This window comes from Bradyrhizobium sp. dw_411, assembly GCF_018449695.1.
Lineage (GTDB): Bacteria > Pseudomonadota > Alphaproteobacteria > Rhizobiales > Xanthobacteraceae > Bradyrhizobium.
In genome coordinates this window covers 137,124-158,950 of sequence record NZ_JAAVUY010000018.1, presented here as the reverse complement: position 1 = coordinate 158,950, position 21,827 = coordinate 137,124, and the positions used below count along the sequence as shown (strand labels likewise).

Genomic DNA, 21,827 nt, shown 5'->3' with positions numbered 1-21,827 from the left:
GGAGCAAGTAGCCGATAGCTCATCCTGGCGACAAGCTACCCTCAAAACAAAGAGGCCGCCCCAACGAGGCGGCCCCTGATGTCGGTTTGCGGGGCCTTACGCGCCCTTTTCGCATTTCGCCATGAAGCTGTTTTTCGCAGCACCGGACAGCGGCTTGCCCTCCGAGCTGACCGCCTTGGTGGCGCAGCTATCGGCCATGCACTTCTTCATGAAGGATGTCTTGGCCGCGCCGGCCAGCGCCTTGCCGTCCTTGCCGACCGCCTTGCTCTCGCAGGTTTCCTGCGCGAAGGCCGCGCCGCCGGCAAAGGTAGCAATAATTACCGCAAATACGATGTTTCTGATCATGTCGTTCTCCCATCCGATCTGCTCGGAGCCGAATTTGACCGCGAAAACGCCGCGCGATCAAGTGCCGCATGCACTGGTTTCACCCGAAGATTGTTGGGAGGCCTGAAGGATTACGGCGCCGGCTCCAGCAGGCAATCGACTGAAACCGGCGCATCGCCGTCATTGGCCATCCGGCGCCGGGAAATATCGACGGTGCGATAGCCGGTCTTGGTGCAGGAAACCGTGACGTCATCGGCGACCGTGTCCGCGCCGAAACTCGGAAGCTTGAAATGGCCGTCCGAATTGGTGTTGATCAGCATCCGCCGGCCGTTGTATTCGACCGTCACCCGCACGTTCTGCAGCAACTTGTACGTGCCGACCTCATGGGCGTCGCCAAAGAAATAGGGCCCGACATCGGCTTCGTCACGTTCGCCGAGGGCTTCACCCGCGCGCGCACTCCCGACATCAGCGCAACTCATCGCAAAAGCCATCAGGAGCGCCAGCGAAACGGCGAATTTGCATCGCAACATATCAACCCATTCCCTTCGGCGCTGGCGATCGCCGGCGGGGCCCCTTCTCAGTGCAGAAAGAAACTGCGGAAGAGATAGAGGAAGATCACCCCGACCACGATCGGAACCACCCAGCCGAGCCAGAATTGCGTCGAGGCGCGGCGGACGATGGGGTAGCTTACCAAGCTTACAGCGATCGCACCAAGTAACGAAGTGACGAGCCAGCCATACCAGTACATCGGCGGGCCGTTCTTGGCGGGCTGCGCCAGGAACTGCCATTCGTTGATCTTGGGGTGATAGGTGAACAGCGCCCAGTTGAAGTAGACGGCCAGCTCATAAATGATGGCAAAGGACGCGGCAAAGACCGGGAAGGTTTTTTCCATCTTCATAGCCCGAACAAGCCCCTGATGTTGTTGAGGACGTGGCCGACCAGGAAGCCGTACCAGGTGATGGCGCATAGAATCAGTGTCACCGCGATGCGGGCCGGTTTGGCGCCGTCTTCCAGCGGCCGGTTCCACAATAGCCAGTACAGCGGCAGCATGCCGACGCCGACCGCGACGAATTGTTCTTTAAGTTCGAACGAGCCGGTCGCCGCGAACAACCGCGCGTTCTCCAGAAACGAGCGCACCCCGACCCGGTAGACCGGATAGATGATGCCGCCGAGGATCGCGGTGGCCAGATACAGCACGATGTTGGCGTTGGTATAGACCGAGCTGTTGGTGGCGCGATACGAATTGGCGATGCCGGATTTGCTTCGGGACGGCCACGCCACGGCCACCGCCTGATGGGTAATTCCCCCCAGCAGCACGACCGCAAGCAGGCCATGCAACAGAATAAGATACATAATCATAGTTTGCTCCCCACGCACGCTCTGCGGCGGTTGTGTCTAGAGACACATAGCGGACGCAGAATGCAAGAGCAGCGATCCGGGAGAGTTTAGAATTAGAAAGATTCTGGAGTGATGTTGACGATGCGAAACAATCGACGCTCCATCACGGTCATTCCGGGGCGATGCGCAGCATCGAGCCACGATGTGCAATTGCACATCGGGGAATCTCGAGAGGTTGGATCGCATCTCAAAAAATTTCACGATGTGAAATCGTGCGGGTCGCGTCCTCCAGATTCCGGGCTCATCGCTGCGCGATGCCCCGGAATGACGAGCATCACGACTCACTGCCCTCGCCCCGCTTCCAACTCCGCGAACGGCGCCGCAGCAAAGACCACCTTGCCACCCACCATCGTCAGCACCGAATGGATCTGCGCGACGCGCGACAACTCAACGCTGAAATAGTCGTCGCTGAGCACTGCAAGGTCCGCGAGCATTCCCGGCATCAACCGCCCGCGCCTGTTGTCGTCATGGGCAAACCAGGCACTTCCTATCGTATAGAGCCGCAGCGCCGCCTCGCGGCTCGGGATTTCCTGTGGCCCGCGCGTCGCGATGCCGTCGACGGTGCGGCCATCGAGCATCCAGCGCAGCGACACGAACGGATTTGGCACCATCACCCGGTTCGCATCGGTGCCGCCGCCGACGGGAATTTCCAGCTTCAATGCCGACACGATCGGCGGCGTGTGGCTCATCTGATCCGGCCCGCGCTCGGCGATATAGGAAGGTGCTGCAAAATACAGCCCATCCTGCATCAGCCAGCCAACGCCGAGCGCCTTCATGCGTTGCAGCGATGAATCCGAGGCGTCATGCAGATGCGCGATCGACCAGCGCAATTTCGCCAGCGGGATTTCGCGATTCACCCGCTCGAACACATCGAGCAGATGATGCACCGAGGCTTCGTTGTTCCAGTGCACCGTTAGCGTCATGCCCTGCGAAGCAGCCCAGCGCGCGACGCGATAAAACTCTTCCTTGTTGGCTTCAGTCGGCGTCTCGTTGTTGTACATGCCAAACGTCACGGTTTCGCCGATGCCGTTGAAACGCAGCCAGTCGTCGCCGGTGCCCATCGGCAGGAAGCGCGTGAAAGCCTGAAAGTCTTCCAGCTCCTTGCCCGGGCGCTGCGCGCAGATGCTGTAGACCACGCGCAGCGGAAGCGCATGTTCGCGCCACAGCGCAAACAACGCCGCATAATCCTCGGGGTCGAGATTGTGCCCGCCGGGATCGATCACGCCGGTGATGCCAAGCCCGCTCAATTCGCGCAGGAAGCGCCGCGTGCCGTCGATCGCCTGATCCATGTCGGGCTTGGGCAGGCGCGCATAGGTCGAGGTGATCAGCGAAGCCGGCCCGGTGATCCAGCCGGTGTCGCGATCGTATTTCGCGCCGAGCAGATCTTCCTCGGATCCGATGCCGAGCAGTTCGCGCCCCCGGGCATTGAGCAGCATCGATCCGTAAAACAACTGGATATAGACGGGATGCTCGCCCGCCACCACGTTGATCTCAGTTTCAGTTGGCCGGCGCAATTCGCGAAATTGCCGCGCGGTCCAGCCGCCGGCCACGATCAGCCATGAACCGGGTTTTGTCTGCGCAGCGGCGACGCGCAGCCGTTCCATCGCCTCTTTAATGTCGGTCGCGCCGTCCCAATGCACTTCGGTGGCGTAGCGAAAGCCAGCGCGAATGGCGTGGATGTGGGAATCGATCAGGCCGGGGATTACCGTGCGGCCGCCGAGATCGATGATTTTGGTCGCCGGCCCCGCCTGCTTGCGCATTGCCTCATTGCTGCCGGTTGCGGCAATGCGCCCGCCCTCGATCGCCAGCGCCCCGTGAACGGATGAGGTCGCATCGAGGGTGATGATCTTGCCGTTGACCAGCAGGATATCGGCGGGGTTTGCCCATGCCGGCGCGGCGAAGCCGAACATGACCATGGCGAGAGCAACGCAGCAACGCGCGAGAGATTTATTGAGACGCATGTCGCGATGGTGCCACACCGCGTGGCTCTCGTCACGCATCCCGAGAGGCCGCGAAGCTTGCTCCGACCTCATCCTTCGAGACGCGGCCAAGCGGCCGTTCCTCAGGATGAGGTCCGTGCAAGTATCTCAGAACCCTCATGGTGAGGAGGCGCTCTTGCGCCGTCTCGAACCATCGGGCCACAGTCTATCGCCATCCTTCGAGACGCCGCTTCGCGGCCCCTCAGGATGAGGCCCGTGCAAGGATCTCAGACCCTCATGGTTCGAAACCTGGAGCAGGCTCACACTTCATCCAGAGGATGCCGCGAAGCGCCGTCACGAAAAATGGAAACAGCCCTAATCGTACAGCGCGGGAACGGCTTCCTGCTGCGGCGTCGCCGTTGATGTCTTCAGGAAGATCACGCCCGCCAGAATATGAAGCGCCAGAAATGCCACCGCGATGATTGCGATCAGCGCGGTTTCGCTCAGTACCGGTAATCTGATCGATGATTTTCGGGATAAGGACCGTTCATTCACCGGCATTTTTATTGGCTCCAATCGTTTTATTCAAATTGTGCAAATCAGTATCTTTGGGATCGGCAACCAGATCCCGGTATTGCCGCAGAACGCGTTGTGCCTGCGCCCGCCGCGAAAGATGCAGGGCGGCGAAAATCCCGGCGAAAAAATTCCTGCGAATGGTCTTTTGAGCGCGAAGGACTGTCTCGGACGAAACGGTTTCGGCGATATGGAAGGAGGCGTGTTTCATCGTTGAAACTCCTCGGGTGTGTAGCGACACCCCTCCATGCCCCGATTGCCCCGGCACGGCTGTGAAATGCCTCACATCTCACCTGATGGTGATCGCCGGCGTCACCTGTATGGTGATCGGCCCGCAGTCATCTGCCGTGATCGCACGAGACCGCCGACACAGCATCGCCCAAAGGGATGACGCCGGCTGCAGGATTAGCCTGAGTATGATTCTGAATTGGAATTCGATGAGCCGCGTGCGCTCGGGCGCACGCGATTTTGCCTATGTCGTCGGCGTGCCCGTATTGAGAAGCTGCGCAACCGCCGTCACCAGTTGCGCCGGCGCGAACGGCTTGGTGAGCAGGATGCTGTTCGGAACGCCCTTGGAGGCCCATTCGTCGGCGCTGTCGCCGGTCATATAGATGATGGGCATGTCGGGCCTGCTCTCCCGGGCCTGCCGGGCCACGTCCCATCCATCCATCCGGTCCCGCCCGAGATTGATATCGGTGACGAGCGCGCGAAATTGCGGATTTGCGTCGCTCAGGAGTTCGACGGCCTGCTCGCCGGACGAGGCGATGGTGATCTCAAATCCGCCATCGCTGAGCGCTTCTTCGATCAGACCCTGAATCGCCTGATCGTCTTCGACCACCAAAATCACAACCAGATCGTCCAAGATACTCTCCCCCTTGCCGCATCGCTGCGGCGCAGTCCCCGGGAGGGTAAGTGACGATGGGCGAATTCGTTCCGGGCTTATGTTCAAAAATGAACATAAGGGGGTTCCGGGGCGATTTCCTGCGAAAACGCAGGGATAACCCGATGTGCGCGGCGCGTCAGCGTTCGCCGGCGCTTCAGCGCTCGCCGAGAATCCGGCGAAACAGTTGGGCAGCGTTCTTGACGCCGACTTTCCGCATGATGTTGGCCCTGTGACCCTCGACCGTGCGCGCGCTTAATCCGAGCTGGCGCGCGGCTTCCTTGTTGGAGACGCCGGCCGCCAGCCGTTCCAGCACTTGCTGCTCGCGCCGGGTCAAGGGTTCGCAGCCCGGAAACTGCAGCACGGGAGATTTCGAACGGATCTCGGCCTGCTGCCAGCGCGACAGCTCGCCCATCGCCGCCTTGAGCCGCGCCACGACGTCGGTGCTGCGGAACGGCTTTTCGATGAAGTCGAGCGCGCCATGGCGGATCGCAGCCACCGCCATCGGAATATCGCCATGGCCCGAAATGATAAAGACCGGCGCCGGATAATCTTCCGCGCGCAGTTTTTTCAGAATATCGAGGCCGGCCTGATCGGGGTTGCGCACCTCGATGAACATGCAGACCGGCGTGCGCTCGCGCGCCAGCGCCAGCAACGCGGCGCCATCGGCGAAGCAGACCACGTCATAGCCCTCTTCCTGCAACGCGATCGACAAAGTTTCGCGCATCGCCACATCTTCATCCATCACGAAGATCTCGCCGCGTGAGACGCGGTCGCGGGGCACGTCCTGGGTGCCGCCGAGGAAGTTCGATTGAGCCAGCATCATTTTTTGCGAGTTCATGTCCGGCCTGCCATCACGAGCGGAAGTGAGTGCTGCCCCGCGTCCTGATCCACTTCGTCCATCAGCAGTTCGGCGTCACGATTAGCCGCCGACAACAGACGCGCCGACATCGCAAACAACGCGGACGCGGTCCTCTCGTCGCTACACTGGCGCGCGAGGCGCGCGCATTCGACCGAGCAGTCCAACACAATTTTCGAAACAGACATTGTAAAAAACCCAATGCATGCCGCACGCCTTCGCGAGGGCGTGCAGAGGGGGAAGAATTCAAAAGACGAAAAGCGCCGGTTCACCGAAATGAACCGGCCTCACGGGCACAGCTTTGATAAAGGCCATGCGCCCCAGCAATGGGCGGCGCTTATTGGCCTGATGCTGCAGTACAGCAAAACTACGCCCGTGGTTTTACGGATTGAGACAATTGTTTTACTTTTCGGGACATTGGATTAGATTTTGACGCATGGCTGATCTGATCCGCAGCGCCTGCCTGACGCATTATGCCGAGGTCGCCCGTTCGGTCGGGCTCGACCCACTGGCGATGCTGCGAAAAGCACGGCTGCCGCGCGAGAGCCTCGAACAACAAGACCTGCGAATTCCCGTCAGCGGCGTCCGCCGCCTGATGGAGATATCCGCAGCCGAATCCGGCGTCGCGGAGTTTGGCCTGCGCATGGCGGCACAGGGCGGCCTGGCCAACCTCGGGCCGGTCGCGCTGGTCGTGCGCGAACAGGCGACGGTCGGTGCCGGGCTGGAGGCATTGGCGCGCTACATCCATATTCACAATGAAGCGATGCGCCTGACCATCGAGCATAAGGACGATCTGGTCATCCTTTACCCGGTTTTGCGCGGCCGGCGTCCGCCGCGGCAATCGACCGAATGGGCGCTGGGACTGGTCTACTGCATCGTCAGGTCGCTGTTCGGCCGCGACTGGCGGGCGCTCGAAGTTCACTTCGCCCATGCCGGGCCGGACGATCGCAGCTTCTACCGAACCGGCTTCGGGTGCGACGTTATCTTCGATTCGGATTTCGATGCGATCGTCTGCGCCGCCGCCGATATGGATCACACGATCCCGCACGCTAATCCGATGATCGCCCGCTATGTGGAAGCCAGGGTGGAGGCGATCGAGCAACGGCTTGAACACTGGGACGACAAGGTCAGCGAGCTCGTGCGCACGCTGTTACCGGAAGGCCATTGCACGATCGAGCGGGTCGCCGAACATTTCGGCGTCGACCGGCGCACCATCCATCGTCATCTGCTGGAGCGCGGCACCACCTTTACCGAAATCCTCGACACCCAGCGCGCCAACCTGATCGAGCGGCTGATCGGGGACTCCAACCGGCCGCTGGCGGGCATCGCCGAACTCCTGGGTTTCTCGGCGCAAAGCGCGATGGCGCGCTGGTTCCGCGCCCGCTTCGGCTGCAGCATCACGCAGTGGCGAGGCGGTATGCGGCCGAAGGAATTACCTGCCGGAAGCCCGCGAGGGGTTGTCAGCCGGCCCCGCGCGGTCCGCAAATCGAAGCGCGCCGTTGCCGGAAGCCGGCGCCCGAAGAAACGGGCGCGCTGAGCGGCGAGAGCGTGGCGAAAGCGTCGAATGCCGCCATCCTTCGAGACGCATCGCGTCGCGATGCTCCTCAGGATGAGGATCGAGCCAAGATCAGGTTTGAGCCAGGATTTCAGACCCTCATGGTGAGGAGCGCGTTTACGCGCGTCTCGAACCATGAAGAAGGGAACGACGGTAGATCAACACCCCTAATCAGGTACGCCAGTCCTCGCCCTTGACGCCCTGCGAGCGATGCTCGGGCGCATTAGGCGGTAGCGAGAGACCGCGAAAGAAAACGGTTAATCCAAGCGCGACGACGCCGAGACCCAACCCAACGCCCATCCACTGCCAAACCTGCGCCATTACTGCCCCTGTTGTCCCGGGTTTAAGTCGCAAAACATCGCGACTGGTTCAAAGAGACGCTTTGCAGCCCCCGTTGCCCCTCACCCCCAGACGGGCGGGTTGTACGTCGCCGGCGGATCGATTGCATTGCAAACCCGCGTGAACCCGGAACTTCCCCGGTGCGACCCATGCAGCGTACGACCCGTCATACAAGACCCGCCTTACCATTTCACCGGCGCCGACAGCGTCAGAGCCCTGACCCGCGCCACCCAACATCGAAGGACAGCAACATGCTCGCTCGGCGCGATATGCTCAAATGGGGCTCCCTGGCGGCCCTCCTGGTCGCCTCCATGCAGGTTTCAAACGCGCAGGCGCAGGAGACCAAGACCGCCTTGTTCAAGGTCGTCACATCGAAGGATGAAATCATCATCGGGCTGACCACCGACGAGCTCAAGGCACTCGGCGGCACCGATGCCGCCGCGGTGGCGCATGCGCTGGCGCAAAAGGGCGACATGGCGGTGTGGCAGTACAACGTGCACCGCGGCGCCAATGGCGAATTGCAGGAATCCCCGACCGCCAGGATCGGCCTGATCGCCAATTCCTCGCTGCGGGTCGAGCCCTACAGCACGACGTACGCGATCGTGCCGCATCAGTGAGGTTGGAAGAGCCTCGATAAGGCCGCCATTACTTCAGTCGTCATGCGCGATCAGCGCGAAAAAAAATGCCCCGCCGGAGTCGAATCCGGCGGGGCAGGACCACATGTCTTCCAGGTTTTTCCCTGAGAAGGTTTTCCCTGACAAGTTCTCCCCTGAGAAGGGAACAGGAAACTACTTCAACGAGCTGTTGATCGTGCTGAAATTGGCGTTGAGGGTGGTGCCGAGACCATTCACCGCCGCGATAATCGCGAGCGAGATACCCGCCGCGATCAGACCGTATTCAATCGCGGTTGCACCCGATTGATCGGACAAAAACTTCAAAAAGCAACGCCGCAAATCGACCTCCTGTTGGGACCGTGTTGATCGTGAATCGTGTCGAAGGCATCAAGCGCCGTAGAAATACGGTCGCCGATCTAAGGTTGAGTAAACAGGTTGCGCCCAGTTTTATGCACAACTGAGCTGTTCCATTTCCGGAACCCGGCACACTTTGTCATGCCGGCGTCATGATCCGGCTTGCCGATGGGGCTCGATTTGGAAAAAATGCAGTCGGATCAAAGCGCCGCTGTCGACCGATCTCGATTATCCGTTCAATTCACCGGCGTGTGCACTGCAAAAACAAGCTCAACTCTGGCGAAAAAAATAAACCGGCGCGAAACCATATTTGGAAACTCGGTTCCATCGGGTTCCATTCGTCCCGGCCGCCGGTTCCAAAGATCGGGGTTTCCCCACGCTCTGCGTGGCCTGCGATTGCGGCGAAAGCTCTTTAAAGGCGATGTGAACGGGCGCCATTTTGGGCCGGGCGCATTTCTGCGGGCGGCAACGCGCGCCAAAACATCAGACCGGAATTTTACGGCTTATTATCAGCCTATTCGCTGGCGAACTGTGCCGACGGAAGATGGAAAATCCCCGCCCCTGAAACCTGCGACGCAATCAAAAATGCCGCAACGACGGCCGGCACACTGATCAGTCTCAGAAATTGATCCACCGAAAGCATGATTGTCCCCCAAAGCCTGTCAAAAAAATGCTCTTAATTGGTCCTGCGCATCGCCTGCTGATCGCCGGTCAGAATCAGATCTGACACCACAGCCCCCGAGATCGTGAGCAGCGCGAGAATCGAAATCACGGCCAACGTTTTCATGTGACGGATGGTCGATCCGGATTGTGGCCGAAAACGTCAAAGCTTGGCGCATTTTCAGGACGATGCCGGGAAACAATCGTGGCGGGGGATTTTGTTCCCCTAGAATTACGCGCGCTTTTTCGGGCTCAGTTCCCGTCGGCGACGCAGCTCCATCCGGAGCGGGTTCCGAGCGAGGCAGCGAAGCCGTCGCGGCACATCGGCTTGGTCAGGACCAGCCAGAAGCAAAACAGCACCGCGATCAGCGCGAGGCTAAACCACAGCCGCTGCTTCATCTCCGCGCCTCCCCTTCGCGATGCCACGCGCGCGACATTAGCAAAGGACAAGACGGCGGCGGAAGACAGCGGCCGACAAGAAATTACCCGGCATAAAACCGAGCAGGTCCGCGTCCGGAAGACACCCGAAATGCACAACGCCGCTCTAGCGGAGTATGATCGCTAGAGCGGCGCTGCACTAGACCTGAGAAATTGCAATGCCCCAGTATCCATTCGTCCACCTGGGGTCTGAAAGGTTCATTGGTCCGCACACAAATTTTCGGTTTTGTGACAGATACCATATTACCTCTCGCCGCCCGGCGGGAGCGTTTTCGAGCCAGCGGGTCGCGCGAACGCGCACCCGATGACAGGCTCCGTGGATACCGGTTCGCACAGCAATCAAGTTTACGCAGATTGCGTAGACTTATCTGCGTAGAAAACGCGTCAAAACAAAAGACTGGAGCCCGTTTCTGATTCAACACGGCACCGATGGCCGTCTTTGGGCCGGCGCCCGCTCCGTCGCGAAGCCGTACAATAGCGCCAGCCGGTCCAGGCACTCCTTGAAACGCCGCGCGAAATAGTCGATCCAGCGCTGCCCGCGCAGGCCGCGGCGCTGGCCGACCTGCTCCATGGTCAGGCCCAGCACCAGCACCTCATGCACCAGTGCGGAGCCGTCGGCGCCGAGTTCGCGCTCCGCCCGGTTGAGCCGCAGCACCGCCTTGCGCTGGCGTTCGGTGATCGGTTCGCGCATCCCGCCGCCATCGACATATTCCCGGGTCGGGTCGACCGCCTGCGGGCCGCGCTCGGCCTTCTCCCAATCGTCCTGGAACGCCCGCCCGCTCTGGTACTGCGCCTCGTCGAGATGGCGATGGCTGTGCATCCGCCCGAGCGGATCGTTGCGGATCGAACGCAGCGTGATGATCTTCTCGCCCGGCTCCAGTGCAAGGGGATCGTCGACCTCGACCGCCGCGACTTCGGCGTTGCGCGGCAGATCCTGCGATCGCCGGTCATGGACTTTTGTTTTGGTGCGCGCCTTGCTGCGTTTGGCCCGTGCCATCTCGGATGTCTCCCTTTGCAAGTTTGAATCAAGAATGGATGATGGAATGCGTTCGCCGGTTACGTCGTTCTCTTGGCCACATAGGCCGCCAACTCCGGACTGACGGCGATCTCAGGCTTCGCCGCGCGTCCTCGCGTTTCGCCCGGACTCTCATCCGTAGAAAGACTCTGATGTGAGTCTGAGTGTGAGTGGTCGGCGCCGGCCGTGGCCTCGGTTGACGGTTGCACAGCAATTGCCCGCGGCGGCGCGGGGCGAGAACGCGAAGCATTCTCCAGCTTCATGCGCGCCAGCGCCGAGCCGAGTCCGCCCTTTTGCCCGGCGATCGCGCGCTTTTCAGACACACGCATCATCTTGGCGAGCTCCGCGTCGATGCGCTTGTGCTTCCAGCCCTCGTAGAAGAAATCCTGCAAGGTCGCGCGGTAGTCGCACCAGGTTTTGAGCGGCAGCTTGGCGATCTTGGAGAGCTGCCGGTCGTCGTCGGGCAACTCGCCCTTGCGCCAGTAATGCATCATCAGCAGCAGATACGCGCCGTGCTGCGTGGTGGTGAGGTGGCCGGTGTCGCCGAGATAATCGCCGACATAGAGCGGCATCCAGGGACGGTTCATGGCGCGCGGTTTTCGTTGGCGGCCGGCGGCGGCATCAACCGGTCGCGGAGCAACGCGGCCAGCTCAATCCGCCGTGTCGAATGATCCGGCTGTTGCCGGATCAGCGCGCGCAGATGCGCCAGGCGATGGCGCGGCGACAGCAGCCTGATTCTGGCGGCGACGATGCAGGCCGGCGGATGGCTTGATGTCATGCCGCCTCCACGAGGCGCAGCAGAACCTTGATGGCGGAGCGTTCCGGCGCGGACTCCACCTTGCGCGTCAGATGGAAATGCGCGGCGCAGTAGCTCGAATCTTCCTGTCGCGGATGGCCGCAAAAGGTGATGGCTTCGCCATCCTTGTCGCCGCCATAAGGGTAGCGGCAGTCGCGGGCTTTCAGTTCGATCAAAGAAAGATGACGCGGCTCGATCCCGACGCAGCGCAATTTCAGCGCCGCCGCCCGCTTCAAAACCGGCCGCTGCGGCACCAGGCGGGGTTTGGCCGCACGGTGTTTGCGCATCTTGCGAAACGGCAACAGGCCCGGCTTGCGCAGCTTTCTCGGCCGGCTGTTTTCGGCCAGACCAGCCAGCCCCATCCGCCTGGCGCGGCCGATGGTGGCGTTGCGGGTATAGTCGGTGTTGAACGCCGCATTGATCCGGCGCGCGATCTCCGAATAGGGCAGACCCTTGGCGAGATATTCGCGCAGCGCATCGGAATGTGCCGGCTCCCAGCTTGTTTGCATTTTGTTCCTCACGATTTTCCACGTCATTGCGAGGAGCGAAAGCGACGAAGCAATCCATGCTTCTACCGGGCTATGGATTGCTTCGCTTCGCTCGCAATGACGGCGGCGCGGCTATTCGTCAAAATTCTGATAATCCGAATTATAAGTCAAGTCTTATTTCTGAAAATCGGAATTGCTTATACTTCGGAAATTCGGAAAGAATGCGTCATGGTTGACGTGAAGATGATCGAACGGGGACTGAAGAAGCCGGGCAAGACCAAGGGGGGTCTGGCGGCCGCGATGGGCGTGCGCCCGGGCGCGGTGTCGGAGATTTTGTCCGATATCCGCCTGATCAAGGCGTCGGAAATCCAGCCCATCATCGATTATCTCGATCTCAATTCGGTCCCGATCATGGGCCGGGTCGGCGCCGGCGCGACCATCGAGCCGGAGCACGAACAGGTGCCGCCGGAGGGCCTCGGCGAGATCGAGCTGCCGTTCCCGATCGCCGAGGAGACCATCGCCTTCGAGGTTTCCGGCGATTCCATGCTGCCGAAATACGAGAATGGCGACATTATCGTGGTCTATCGCGATCAGCGCCACCCGATCTCGAGCTTCTACGGCGAAGAGGCCGCGGTGCGGCTGAAGACCGGCGAGCGCTATCTGAAGACCGTCGAGCGCGGCAAATCCCCTACCGTGGTCAACCTCACCAGCTTCAACGCCAAGCCGATCACCGGCGTCAAAGTGGAGTGGATCGGCGAGATATGCGTCACGCTTCCCCGGGGCCAGATCGAGCGCCTGCGCGCCAAGGCCGCCGCCCGCGCCCGCAAGGCCCATAGCGCCTCCAGGAAATAACCGGCCGGCGACGCCAGCCCTGCCCGCCCAGCGATTCGCGGCCGGAGGCGGCTTCCGGCACGCGTTGGACGCTCTATTTCCGATTATCAGAAATTTAGCGCTTGACTGGTTTCCGATTTTCAGAAATATTGCGGCCATCCCTTCGGAGGCCGCCCGAACCCGCATGCAGTATTTCGTGGTGATGATCGATTATGGACGGCGCGGGCGCGAGGCCATCGTCGACCCCGAAATAACCCGCCGCGAAGTCGTCTCGCGCATCGCGTCCGGTGAATACCGCAATATCAGTTTCATCCACGAGGTGGCAGATTCAGCGGTCGACGACATCACCGCCGAAATCCTGGCCGAAGCAGCGTTGCCCGAGGTTGCGGATGCCGGTGCGGATTTGCAGGCGGACCGTTTCGATCACGCGCGGGATCTGAGGAAGCATGAAAGGGCGTGAGCAACAGCGGAAGTGTGCGCCCTCTCCCGCTTGAGGGAGGGCTATCGCATATGAAGAAAGAGGCTGGTCCCGCAGTCTTTGTACGGCGATCCTTCGAGACGGCCGCCTACGGCGTCCCCTCAGGATGAGGACTTTCTGCGCGGCTAAATCTTAAACCCTCATGGTGAGGAGCCTCGTCTTCGAGGCGTCTCGAACCATGAGGCCCCAGGCGATTACCGCGGCGGAAAAGCCATATGCGATAGCCCCGCCCGCAAGCGGGAGAGGCGAATCCCCCTACTCCTTCGAAATCACCAGTTTCAGCGACAGCGAGGCCACCATCGAGGCCAGGATGATCGCGGCCACGGCCGAGAGGCCGACGACGTAGGAGCCTGAAAACTCCTTCAGATAGCCCATCATCGAGGGGCCGAAGAAGCCGCCGGTCGTCGCGACACTGTTGATGAAGGCAAGCCCGCCGGCGGAGGCGACGCCGGTCAAAAAGCGCGTCGGGATGGTCCAGAAGATCGCCCGCGCCGCGGTGACGCCGACCAGCGCCACGCTGAAGCCGACCACGGCAATCCAGAGCGAGCCGGACAGCACCGGCGCCATCAGGCCGATGGCGCCGATAAAACACGCCGCCGCGAGGTTGAAGATACGCTGGCCTTTTTGATCGACGATCCGCGCCCACACGATCATGCCGGCCGAGGCGAAGACGTAGGGGATCGCCGAGATCCAGCCGATCGCAATCGTCGAGAGATGATATTCCTTGAGCATCAGCGGCAGCCAGATGCCGATGCCGTAGGATCCCAGCGTGAAGCCAAACTGGATCGCGGCGCAGATCAACACCCGCGTGTCCTTCAGCGCGCCCCAGAGCGAGGACGGCGGACGCTCGCGCACTTCGCTGGCGAGCACCTTGTCCAGCGTGTCGCGCTCAGCCTGGGTGAGCCAGGTCGCGACCTGCGGGCGATCGGATAGCAGCCACAGCGTCGCGAGTCCGAGGGGGATACAAGGCAGGCTCACCAGCAGGAACAGCCATTGCCATCCGGCATAGCCCCAGATGCCGTCCATCTGCAACAAGAACCCGCAGATGGGACTGCCGACCAGCGACGACAGCGGAATGCCGATCAGAAACCAGGCCAGCATCCGCGTGCGATAGGCAACGGGAAACCAGGCCGCGAGAAAGAACGTCACGCCCGGAAAGAATCCGGCCTCCGCAATGCCGAGCGCCAGTCGCAGCCCGTAAAAACTGTTCGGCCCGACCACAAAGGCGGTTGCCGCCGACACTACCCCCCAGGAAATCATGATGCGCGCCAGCCAGCGCCGCGCGCCGAATTTATAGAGCAACAGATTGCTGGGGATTTCGAACGTCGAATAGCCGAGAAAGAAAATGCCGGCGGCCAAACCGAATTGCCCGGCAGTCAGCCCGAGCTGCTGGTTCATGGTCAGCGCGGCAAAGCCGAGACTGGTGCGATCGAGATAATTGAACAGATAGGCGATGGTCAAAAGCGGCACGAACCGCACGGCGGCCTTGCGCACCGCGGATTGCAGCACCGGATCGGAAGCGGCCTCCCCGGCGGCTTTGAGCCCACCCGAAACGCCCTGCTGCAACACCGTCATCCCCAATCCTTCCGTATTCTTGTTTTTGTGCGTCGTGAGCCGCCTATAGCATGCCCGCCGCATCCGTCGCGAATGGATATCGGGCCGCAAACCGCCCAAAAACCCGCCAGAACACTGGCTCACGATACCGCCGATGTTACATGAATGTCACAGCCACGCAGATTGTGCGGCTGTTCTATATCCGTTCGAAAGAGTTGATGAGGGGCTTGCAACCGGCGCGATTAGGTTGAGGCGGGGTTGAAATCACCGAGCTTCCGCCAAAGGAGAGCCGTCATGCCAGCCTACATTCAGCATCACGAAGCCGAGACATCACCGGTGATATGTCCCGGCTGTATCGGATTGCTTCCGATGTTCGTGCGAGACGTCGAGCCGCATTGGAGTCTCGCCAAGATCGACTTCATCTATGAATGCTCGGATTGCGGCGCCGAAGTCAGGCAGACCGTGACCAAGCCGGAACGGCATCATTAGAGATACCGCGCCCGCGCGGCACGTCGCTAGCGAGCGCGTGGCCCACCCGATACTCGTCGTCCCGGCGAACGCCGGGACCCATACGCCGCAGCTTATCGTTTTAGCTTCACTGTTTGACAACTGTGCGTGGCCCGGCGGCCTGTGGTTATGGGTCCCGGCGTTCGCCGGGACGACATGAAGTGTAAGGCGACCGCCCTTTGCTCAACAGCATTTATTAAGAAGCGCGGGTCTCAGGCCGCGTAGGCCGGAGCGCTTTCGAGATTGCACTCGCGGAAATAATACGCGATCTCGTCCAGCGCGCGCTGCTCCCACTGTTCGGCTTCAGCGAGCCAGAAAATCCGGCGTTCGGAATCGAGTGACGCACGCTCGCGGCAGAGAAATTCCTGCCGGCGAATTTCAATGAGCTTGTTCATGAACTCCACTCCTCTGTGAAGCCAATTAACGTGGGGACTATAGCGGAGTCGTGACGGAAAGTCCTTTCGATTTTATTCGGCGAAAGAGGCAACGTTGCTGCCCCTGTTAATAAGCCGGAAGCCACCGCAGTGCAGCAAGGACGCAATTGCGGCGGGGCCAATTACGACCGAACTTGTTCTCTCCGTCATGCCCGGGCTTGACCCGGGCATCCACGCCTTGACGATATTACAGAAAGTAAGACGTGGATGGCCGGGTCAAGCCCGGCCATGACGACTCTGCTTCTATTGTCTGCAGCAATCGCATACCGCTAAAGTGCAGCCTCACTTGGGGCCAATCAGAAGAAACGAAGCGACAGGGGAAAATGTGATGAAAAAGCACAGAACAGAAAAACATATTGCGCCATCGCTGCGCGGCTGCGTTTGCGGTTGCAGCAACACGCTTTCGTTATCCGGCGCGGCGCTGAGCCGGCGCAATTTCATTCAGGGAGCGGCAGGTGCCGCGACGCTCGCGGCGGCCGGGATCATTCGTCCGCAGGATGTACTGGCCCAGACCGCCGATACAAAACCTTATCGCATCGACGTCCACCATCATCTGTCGCCGCCGAGCTACATCGCGGCTTCCGTCGCCAATAATTTCGGCGATGGCCCGATGCGCAACTGGACGCCGGAAAAATCGCTGGCGGATATGGATGCGGCCGGCGTCACGGTCGCGATGCTCTCGATCACGCAGCCCGGCGTCAATTTCACTTCGGGCGAACCCGCGCGCAAGCTGGCGCGCGAATGCAACGAATACGCTGCCAAGCTGATCGCGGATCATCCCGGCCGCTTCGGCGGTTTCGCGATGATCCCGCTCGCCGATACCGAAGGCAGCTTGAAAGAGATCGCCTACGCGCTCGACACGCTCAAGCTCGACGGCATCGGCCTGCTCACGAACTACCACGACAAATGGCTCGGCGATCCCGTCTTCCTGCCGGTGATGGAAGAACTCAACCGGCGCAAGGTCGTGGTCTATACCCATCCGGCCACGGCCGATTGCTGCGTCAATCTGGTGCGCACCGAGCCGCCGGGCATGATCGAATGGGGCACCGATACCACGCGCACCATCGCCGACATCGTGTTCAGCGGCAACGCGCAGAAATTCCGCGACATCCGCTGGATCTTCTCGCATGCCGGCGGCACCATGCCGTTCCTGATCGAGCGCCTGATCCGTCATCCCCTGCTGGAGCCGAAATACAAGGCCACGGTGCCCGATGGCACGCTGGCCGAGCTGACGCGGTTCTATTACGACACCGCGCAAACCGCCAACAAGGCCGCGATGTCGGCGCTCTCGGCCGTGATTCCAACCTCGCAGATCGTGTTCGGCACGGATTTCCCGTATCGAACCAGCATCGAACATGTGAAGGGCTTGCGCAGCAGCGGCGTCTTCACCGACGCCCAGCTCACCGAGATCGAACGCGGCAATGCGCTGAAGCTGCTGCCGCGGCTGGCGGTGTGATGGCGATAGCACCTCTCCCGCTTGCGGGGGAGGTCGACGCGCTCGAAGAGCGCGGCGGGTGGGGGAAATCTATACTCCCCTCGGTCATTTCGTTTTGCGGAAGCACCCCCACCCCGGCCCTCCCCCGCAAGCGCAGGGCTATCGCATATGACTTCCCGCCGCGGCAATCGCCTGGGGCCTCATGGTTCGAGACGCCTCGAAGACGAGGCTCCTCACCATGAAGGTTTAAGATTTAGCCGCACAGAAAGTCCTCATCCTGAGGGGACGCCGCAGGCGGCCGTCTCGAAGGATGGCCGCACAAAGACTGCAGGCCCAATCTCTTTCTTCATATGCGATAGCCCTACCCGCAAGCGGGAGAGGGAGTCCACCACCACTGTCACCTCGGCGCATGCGGCGCCACTGCGCCTGACTTCGCGATGCGCGGGCGCGGGCGGCCGCCGTCGGCGAGTGCGACGATCACCACGATCTCGTCGGGCCGCGGCGCGTTCGCGACCGTGATGCCGAGCGTGTCGATCTGGTCGAACGCCCAGACATCGTCCTTGTGGCCCAGGGGCACGTCGATGCTGCAGCCGACCGCGCCGATCTTCACGTTGGAGGGAATGATCGCCTGCCCGCCGCCGATCGCCTCGCGCATCGGCTTGCCCATGCGCGGATGCAGGATCGCCGCGCCATGCTCGATATCGCCCGAGGTGCCGACGATCGCGGCCTTGCCATAGGACAGCGCGGGAAGCGGCAGCGCCTTCAGCGCTTCCTGCACCAGCATTTTGCCAAGGTCTTCCCCGAACGGAATCAGCTCGTCGAGATATTCCTGCGCCCGGCCGGCGAGCGGATTGGCAATCACCGCGCAAGCCGCCGCGCGCGTCACCGGCGCCATCGCAGGCAGACCGCCCTCGGCATAGACCACATCCTTGATCACCAGCAGGCGTCGAATATCCATCTCAGGCTCCTATCAGGCGATCGAAATTGCGGTTGAGAATGAGTTCGGCCTGATCGGCCGGCAGCGCATTCTTCACGAAGGTCACCGGATTGGGTTCACCGAGCGGAAACGGCGCATCGCTGCCCAGCATCAGATGCTCGACCGGCACCACTTCGGTCACGTAACGAAGCATCGCAGGCTCGAAGCAAATCGTGTCGAAATAGAGCCGGCGCAGGTAATCGCCGATCGGCATTTTCAGCGAGCTGGCCAGTTGCGGATTGGTATCGACCTCGCGCTGCATGCGCGCGCGCAGCGGCAGGCTGAACGCACCGGCATGGGCGTAGATCAGTTTCAAAGCCGGCCAGCGATCGAGAAAGCCCGAGCAGATCATTTTCAGGATATTGATGGTGTTGTCGAACAGATAACCCGCAACGATGGTCAGCTCATATTCTTTGGTGCGGTCCTTGCCGAGCGGATCGGCCGGATGCACGAACAAGGGCACATTGAGATCGACCGCCGCCCGGTAGATCGGCTCGAACTGCGCGTCGTGCAGATAGACGCCGCGCACGTTGGAAGCGACATGGCCGCCGACAAAGCCGTGATCCCGCACACAACGGCGCAATTCCTGCGCGGCCGCGACCGGGTCCTGCATCGGCAGCAGCGCCCAGCCGCCGAAACGTTTGCGGTCCGATGCGATCGCCGCCGCCAGGCCATCATTGAACACCCGCGCGGCTTCGACCGCGATCTTCGCATCGAGGTGATAATCGATGAACGGCGTGGCCAGCGACAAAATCGTCCGCTCGACGCCGTCGCGCGCCATCCGCTCGAGCTGCTTGTTCATCTCGAAGAACGTGGTGTTGAGCCCGAAATGCATGCCCCTGATGTCGAGATCGACCGCGTCGCCTTCGCGCCGCTTGATCTTGATCGCGAACTCGTCGCGCGACTGGGCGAACCGGAAGAAGTCTTCCGGCACGAAGTGACAATGCATATCGGTAATCATACTAGAGCCCCAGGTAAGCGGTTTTGAGACGGTCGTCGTTGAGAAGTGTCGCGCCCTTGCCTTCCATCACGATCCGGCCGTTTTCGAGCACATAGGCCCGGTCGGCGGTGCGCAGCACGTGATGGACGTTCTGCTCGACGATCATCACGGTCAGCCCGCTGGCGCGCAGGCTGACGATCAGGTCGAACAGCAGTTTGACATAGATCGGCGCGAGACCCTCGGTCGGCTCGTCCAATAGCAGCACGCGCGGCTTGGCCATCAGCGCGCGGCCGATCGCCAGCATCTGCTGCTCGCCGCCGCTCATCGAGCCGGCAATCTGCTTGCGCCGTTCCGCCAGCACCGGCAGCAACGCAAAGACTTCATCGAGCGTTTGCCGCGCGACCGCGCGGGCCTCCGCCGCATAGGCGCCGATTTCGAGATTTTCCAGCACGGTCATGAACGGAAACAGCCGCCGCCGTTCCGGCACCAGAACGAGGCCGCGCTTGGGCCGTTCATAGGCCGCGAGATCATCGACCGCGACGCCGTCGAGCAGCACCTCGCCTTGATGAGTGGTGCGCAGCCCCGCCAGCGTGAACATCAGCGTGCTCTTGCCAGCGGCGTTGGCGCCGACCAAGCCGACGATCTCGCCCTTGCCGACGAACAGATTGACGTCGTGCAACACCTGCACGGCGCCGTAGAACGCATCGAGATGTTTCACCTCAAGCAAGGTCCATCTCCTCGCCGAGATAGGCCTTCACGACCTCCGGATGCCGCGCCAACTCCGTCGGCGTGCCCTCGGCGATCTTCTTGCCGCGGTTGACGACGACCATCCGCGTCGCGGTCTTCATGATCGCATAAAGCACATGCTCGACCCAGATCACGGTAATGCCGCGCGCGGGCAGGCCTGCGACAAATTTCGTCATCGCGCCGACTTCGGTGGGCGTCAGCCCCGCCATGATCTCGTCGAACAGCACGAGTTTCGGCCGCATCGCCAGCGCGCGGGCTACTTCGAGCCGCTTCAACAGCCCGACCGTCAGCGAGCTTGCGGGTGATCCGCCATAAGCATCGAGGCCGACATCGGCCAATGTCGCCTCGGCGAGCCTGCGCGCCCCGGCGATGGATTTCTCGCGCAGGAAGGCGCTGAGCATCACGTTCTCGATGACGGATAACTGCCGATACGGTTTCGGGATCTGGAAGGTGCGCGCGACGCCGACGCGGGCGATGTCGTGCGACTTCCAGCCCTGAATGGGCTTGCCATCGAACAAGATCTGGCCGGACGATGGCGCGATCACGCCCGCGACCAGATTGAACAGCGTGCTCTTGCCGGCCCCATTGGGGCCGATCAGACCCAGCAATTCGCCGGGCTGCACTTCGAAACTGGCATCATCCACCGCCAGCGTGGTTCGGAACGAACGGCTGACATGGCGCACTTCCAACAGCGCACTCATCGCGGGCGCCCTCGCCGGGTCAATTTATCCAGCGCGCCGGCGAGACCCGCCGGGAAATACAGCATCACGACAATCAGCCCGAAACTGTAGATCACCAGATGCAGCCCGACTGCCGAGCTGCCGAGATAAGATCGCAACAATTCGGACAATGGCGTGATCAGGAACGAGCCGAGTACAGGGCCGATCGCGGTGCCCAGACCTCCGACCGCCGGCAACAGCGCGAACTGAAACGACAGTTCCGGCGAAATTACATAGGTCGGATCGAGATAGAGGAAATATTGCGCGAACAGCGAGCCGCCGATACCGGTCAGCGCCGCGCTCAGGGCCAGCGCGGCGGTGCGCCCGAGCAGCGGATTGACGCCGGCCGCACCCGCGGCATCCTCATTGTCGCGGATCGCGAACAAATAATAGCCGAAACGCGAGGCTTCCAATCCCTTGGTGATGGCAAACACCGCGACGAGATAGAACAGCATCAACGCGGCGTAAGCGGCCTTCGAGGCGAACACCATGCCGATAAGACTCGGTGCCGGCATGATCGACAGGCCCTCCGCGCCGCCGGTCAGCGAGGACCAGTTCAACGCGCCGATGCGCACGACTTCGGCAAAGGCGAGCGTCGAGAGGATGAAGAACGGCCCGCGCAGCCGCGCGCAGATCAGCGCCAGCACGGCGCCGAACATGGCAGCGATCAATGCGCCGATCCAGATCCCGATCCACGGCGTGATGCCGTAGCGTGTGGACAAGATCGTCGACGCATAGGCGCCGACACCGAAGAATGCCGAATGACCGAACGAGATCAGGCCCGCATAGCCGCCTGCGATATTCCAGGCCAGCGCCAGACCGCCGAACAGAAAGCTCAGCAGCAGCACATCCTGCAGGCTGGACGCCATGCCGGAGACCACCAGCGCGCAGGCGATCAGCAGCAGCGCAATCTCGAACCACGAGATGCGCCCGCGCGTAGGAAACCACGCCATGCGCCTGGGGCTGAGTGAGGGAATCGTTTCCGCTGACATCG

The 21,827-nt window shown here is 61.5% G+C and carries 30 protein-coding genes; 6 read left to right on the top strand and 24 right to left on the bottom strand.

What is annotated here, in order from left to right:
- Nucleotides 1-96: 96 nt before the first annotated feature.
- From HB676_RS26975 to HB676_RS26930, 10 genes are all read right to left on the bottom strand, one after another.
- Nucleotides 97-345, bottom strand: a complete 249-nt coding sequence (locus HB676_RS26975; protein ID WP_213741514.1) for a hypothetical protein — start codon at nt 343-345, stop codon at nt 97-99.
- Between the two features lie 110 nt (nt 346-455).
- A complete protein-coding gene (locus HB676_RS26970; protein WP_213741513.1) occupies nt 456-854 on the bottom strand; it encodes a hypothetical protein in 399 nt (132 codons plus the stop codon).
- A 47-nt stretch (nt 855-901) separates the two neighbouring features.
- On the bottom strand, nt 902-1,216 hold the full coding sequence (locus HB676_RS26965) for a hypothetical protein (RefSeq protein ID WP_213741512.1): 315 nt from the start codon (nt 1,214-1,216) through the stop codon (nt 902-904).
- Nucleotides 1,217-1,218: 2 nt separating this feature from the next.
- Nucleotides 1,219-1,683: a hypothetical protein gene (locus HB676_RS26960; RefSeq protein WP_213741511.1), complete on the bottom strand. Its 465-nt coding sequence runs from the start codon at nt 1,681-1,683 to the stop codon at nt 1,219-1,221.
- A gap of 320 nt (nt 1,684-2,003) precedes the next feature.
- Nucleotides 2,004-3,722, bottom strand: coding sequence for an amidohydrolase (locus tag HB676_RS26955; RefSeq protein ID WP_249780487.1), 1,719 nt, complete (start codon nt 3,720-3,722; stop codon nt 2,004-2,006).
- 294 nt (nt 3,723-4,016) lie between these two features.
- On the bottom strand, nt 4,017-4,202 hold the full coding sequence (locus tag HB676_RS26950) for a hypothetical protein (RefSeq protein WP_213741510.1): 186 nt from the start codon (nt 4,200-4,202) through the stop codon (nt 4,017-4,019).
- Nucleotides 4,189-4,425, bottom strand: coding sequence for a hypothetical protein (locus tag HB676_RS26945; protein ID WP_213741509.1), 237 nt, complete (start codon nt 4,423-4,425; stop codon nt 4,189-4,191). The genes HB676_RS26950 and HB676_RS26945 overlap by 14 nt, the downstream gene beginning before the upstream one ends.
- Nucleotides 4,426-4,686: 261 nt before the next feature.
- Nucleotides 4,687-5,076, bottom strand: a complete 390-nt coding sequence (locus HB676_RS26940; protein WP_213741508.1) for a response regulator — start codon at nt 5,074-5,076, stop codon at nt 4,687-4,689.
- A gap of 175 nt (nt 5,077-5,251) precedes the next feature.
- Nucleotides 5,252-5,917 carry a response regulator gene (locus HB676_RS26935; RefSeq protein WP_213741523.1) on the bottom strand — a complete coding sequence of 222 codons (666 nt, stop codon included), beginning with the start codon at nt 5,915-5,917 and terminating at the stop codon, nt 5,252-5,254.
- Nucleotides 5,918-5,931: 14 nt separating this feature from the next.
- Nucleotides 5,932-6,141, bottom strand: a complete 210-nt coding sequence (locus HB676_RS26930) for a hypothetical protein (RefSeq protein ID WP_213741507.1) — start codon at nt 6,139-6,141, stop codon at nt 5,932-5,934.
- 248 nt (nt 6,142-6,389) lie between these two features.
- On the opposite strand from HB676_RS26930, the gene HB676_RS26925 reads away from it, so the two are divergent.
- Entirely contained in the window at nt 6,390-7,490 is a 1,101-nt protein-coding gene (locus tag HB676_RS26925) for an AraC family transcriptional regulator (RefSeq protein ID WP_213741506.1), read from the top strand.
- A 189-nt stretch (nt 7,491-7,679) separates the two neighbouring features.
- On the opposite strand, the gene HB676_RS26920 is transcribed toward HB676_RS26925, so the two are convergent.
- Nucleotides 7,680-7,829: a hypothetical protein gene (locus HB676_RS26920; protein ID WP_213741505.1), complete on the bottom strand. Its 150-nt coding sequence runs from the start codon at nt 7,827-7,829 to the stop codon at nt 7,680-7,682.
- Nucleotides 7,830-8,098: 269 nt separating this feature from the next.
- On the opposite strand from HB676_RS26920, the gene HB676_RS26915 reads away from it, so the two are divergent.
- Nucleotides 8,099-8,464 carry a hypothetical protein gene (locus HB676_RS26915; protein ID WP_213741504.1) on the top strand — a complete coding sequence of 122 codons (366 nt, stop codon included), beginning with the start codon at nt 8,099-8,101 and terminating at the stop codon, nt 8,462-8,464.
- A gap of 171 nt (nt 8,465-8,635) precedes the next feature.
- Here the strand turns inward: HB676_RS26915 and HB676_RS26910 are convergent, their stop codons facing one another.
- The 6 genes from HB676_RS26910 to HB676_RS26885 form a co-directional block, all read right to left on the bottom strand.
- Nucleotides 8,636-8,800: a Flp family type IVb pilin gene (locus HB676_RS26910; RefSeq protein ID WP_213741503.1), complete on the bottom strand. Its 165-nt coding sequence runs from the start codon at nt 8,798-8,800 to the stop codon at nt 8,636-8,638.
- Between the two features lie 927 nt (nt 8,801-9,727).
- Nucleotides 9,728-9,874: a hypothetical protein gene (locus tag HB676_RS26905; RefSeq protein WP_213741502.1), complete on the bottom strand. Its 147-nt coding sequence runs from the start codon at nt 9,872-9,874 to the stop codon at nt 9,728-9,730.
- A gap of 454 nt (nt 9,875-10,328) precedes the next feature.
- Entirely contained in the window at nt 10,329-10,910 is a 582-nt protein-coding gene (locus HB676_RS26900; protein ID WP_213741501.1) for a DUF6456 domain-containing protein, read from the bottom strand.
- Between the two features lie 59 nt (nt 10,911-10,969).
- On the bottom strand, nt 10,970-11,500 hold the full coding sequence (locus tag HB676_RS26895) for a DUF1376 domain-containing protein (protein WP_213741500.1): 531 nt from the start codon (nt 11,498-11,500) through the stop codon (nt 10,970-10,972).
- Nucleotides 11,501-11,511: 11 nt separating this feature from the next.
- Nucleotides 11,512-11,706 carry a hypothetical protein gene (locus tag HB676_RS26890; protein ID WP_213741499.1) on the bottom strand — a complete coding sequence of 65 codons (195 nt, stop codon included), beginning with the start codon at nt 11,704-11,706 and terminating at the stop codon, nt 11,512-11,514.
- Complete coding sequence (locus tag HB676_RS26885; protein ID WP_213741498.1) at nt 11,703-12,233, bottom strand: GcrA family cell cycle regulator; 531 nt, start codon at nt 12,231-12,233, stop codon at nt 11,703-11,705. The genes HB676_RS26890 and HB676_RS26885 overlap by 4 nt, the downstream gene beginning before the upstream one ends.
- Before the next feature lie 207 nt (nt 12,234-12,440).
- Between HB676_RS26885 and HB676_RS26880 the strand changes: the two genes are divergently transcribed.
- On the top strand, nt 12,441-13,064 hold the full coding sequence (locus tag HB676_RS26880; protein ID WP_213741497.1) for an XRE family transcriptional regulator: 624 nt from the start codon (nt 12,441-12,443) through the stop codon (nt 13,062-13,064).
- A gap of 163 nt (nt 13,065-13,227) precedes the next feature.
- Complete coding sequence (locus HB676_RS26875) at nt 13,228-13,503, top strand: hypothetical protein (protein ID WP_213741496.1); 276 nt, start codon at nt 13,228-13,230, stop codon at nt 13,501-13,503.
- A 273-nt stretch (nt 13,504-13,776) separates the two neighbouring features.
- On the opposite strand, the gene HB676_RS26870 is transcribed toward HB676_RS26875, so the two are convergent.
- A complete protein-coding gene (locus HB676_RS26870) occupies nt 13,777-15,096 on the bottom strand; it encodes an MFS transporter (RefSeq protein ID WP_213741495.1) in 1,320 nt (439 codons plus the stop codon).
- A 273-nt stretch (nt 15,097-15,369) separates the two neighbouring features.
- Between HB676_RS26870 and HB676_RS26865 the strand changes: the two genes are divergently transcribed.
- Nucleotides 15,370-15,564: a hypothetical protein gene (locus HB676_RS26865; RefSeq protein ID WP_213741494.1), complete on the top strand. Its 195-nt coding sequence runs from the start codon at nt 15,370-15,372 to the stop codon at nt 15,562-15,564.
- 230 nt (nt 15,565-15,794) lie between these two features.
- On the opposite strand, the gene HB676_RS26860 is transcribed toward HB676_RS26865, so the two are convergent.
- Nucleotides 15,795-15,977, bottom strand: coding sequence for a hypothetical protein (locus HB676_RS26860; RefSeq protein WP_213741493.1), 183 nt, complete (start codon nt 15,975-15,977; stop codon nt 15,795-15,797).
- A gap of 367 nt (nt 15,978-16,344) precedes the next feature.
- On the opposite strand from HB676_RS26860, the gene HB676_RS26855 reads away from it, so the two are divergent.
- Nucleotides 16,345-17,472: an amidohydrolase family protein gene (locus tag HB676_RS26855; protein ID WP_213741492.1), complete on the top strand. Its 1,128-nt coding sequence runs from the start codon at nt 16,345-16,347 to the stop codon at nt 17,470-17,472.
- Between the two features lie 376 nt (nt 17,473-17,848).
- Here the strand turns inward: HB676_RS26855 and HB676_RS26850 are convergent, their stop codons facing one another.
- Genes HB676_RS26850 through HB676_RS26830 form a run of 5 tightly spaced genes read right to left on the bottom strand, consistent with a single transcriptional unit; the run spans nt 17,849 to nt 21,825 of the window.
- Nucleotides 17,849-18,409, bottom strand: a complete 561-nt coding sequence (locus HB676_RS26850; RefSeq protein WP_213741491.1) for an amino acid synthesis family protein — start codon at nt 18,407-18,409, stop codon at nt 17,849-17,851.
- Between the two features lies 1 nt (nt 18,410).
- The gene (locus HB676_RS26845) at nt 18,411-19,388 is read right to left on the bottom strand and encodes an amidohydrolase family protein (RefSeq protein WP_213741490.1); all 978 of its coding nucleotides are present in this window, start codon (nt 19,386-19,388) and stop codon (nt 18,411-18,413) included.
- Between the two features lies 1 nt (nt 19,389).
- Nucleotides 19,390-20,085 (bottom strand): ABC transporter ATP-binding protein, encoded by a 696-nt coding sequence (locus tag HB676_RS26840; RefSeq protein WP_346347433.1) that lies wholly within the window; start codon nt 20,083-20,085, stop codon nt 19,390-19,392.
- A 1-nt stretch (nt 20,086) separates the two neighbouring features.
- Nucleotides 20,087-20,815, bottom strand: a complete 729-nt coding sequence (locus HB676_RS26835) for an ABC transporter ATP-binding protein (RefSeq protein WP_213741522.1) — start codon at nt 20,813-20,815, stop codon at nt 20,087-20,089.
- On the bottom strand, nt 20,812-21,825 hold the full coding sequence (locus HB676_RS26830; protein ID WP_213741488.1) for a branched-chain amino acid ABC transporter permease: 1,014 nt from the start codon (nt 21,823-21,825) through the stop codon (nt 20,812-20,814). The genes HB676_RS26835 and HB676_RS26830 overlap by 4 nt, the downstream gene beginning before the upstream one ends.
- Nucleotides 21,826-21,827: the final 2 nt, after the last annotated feature.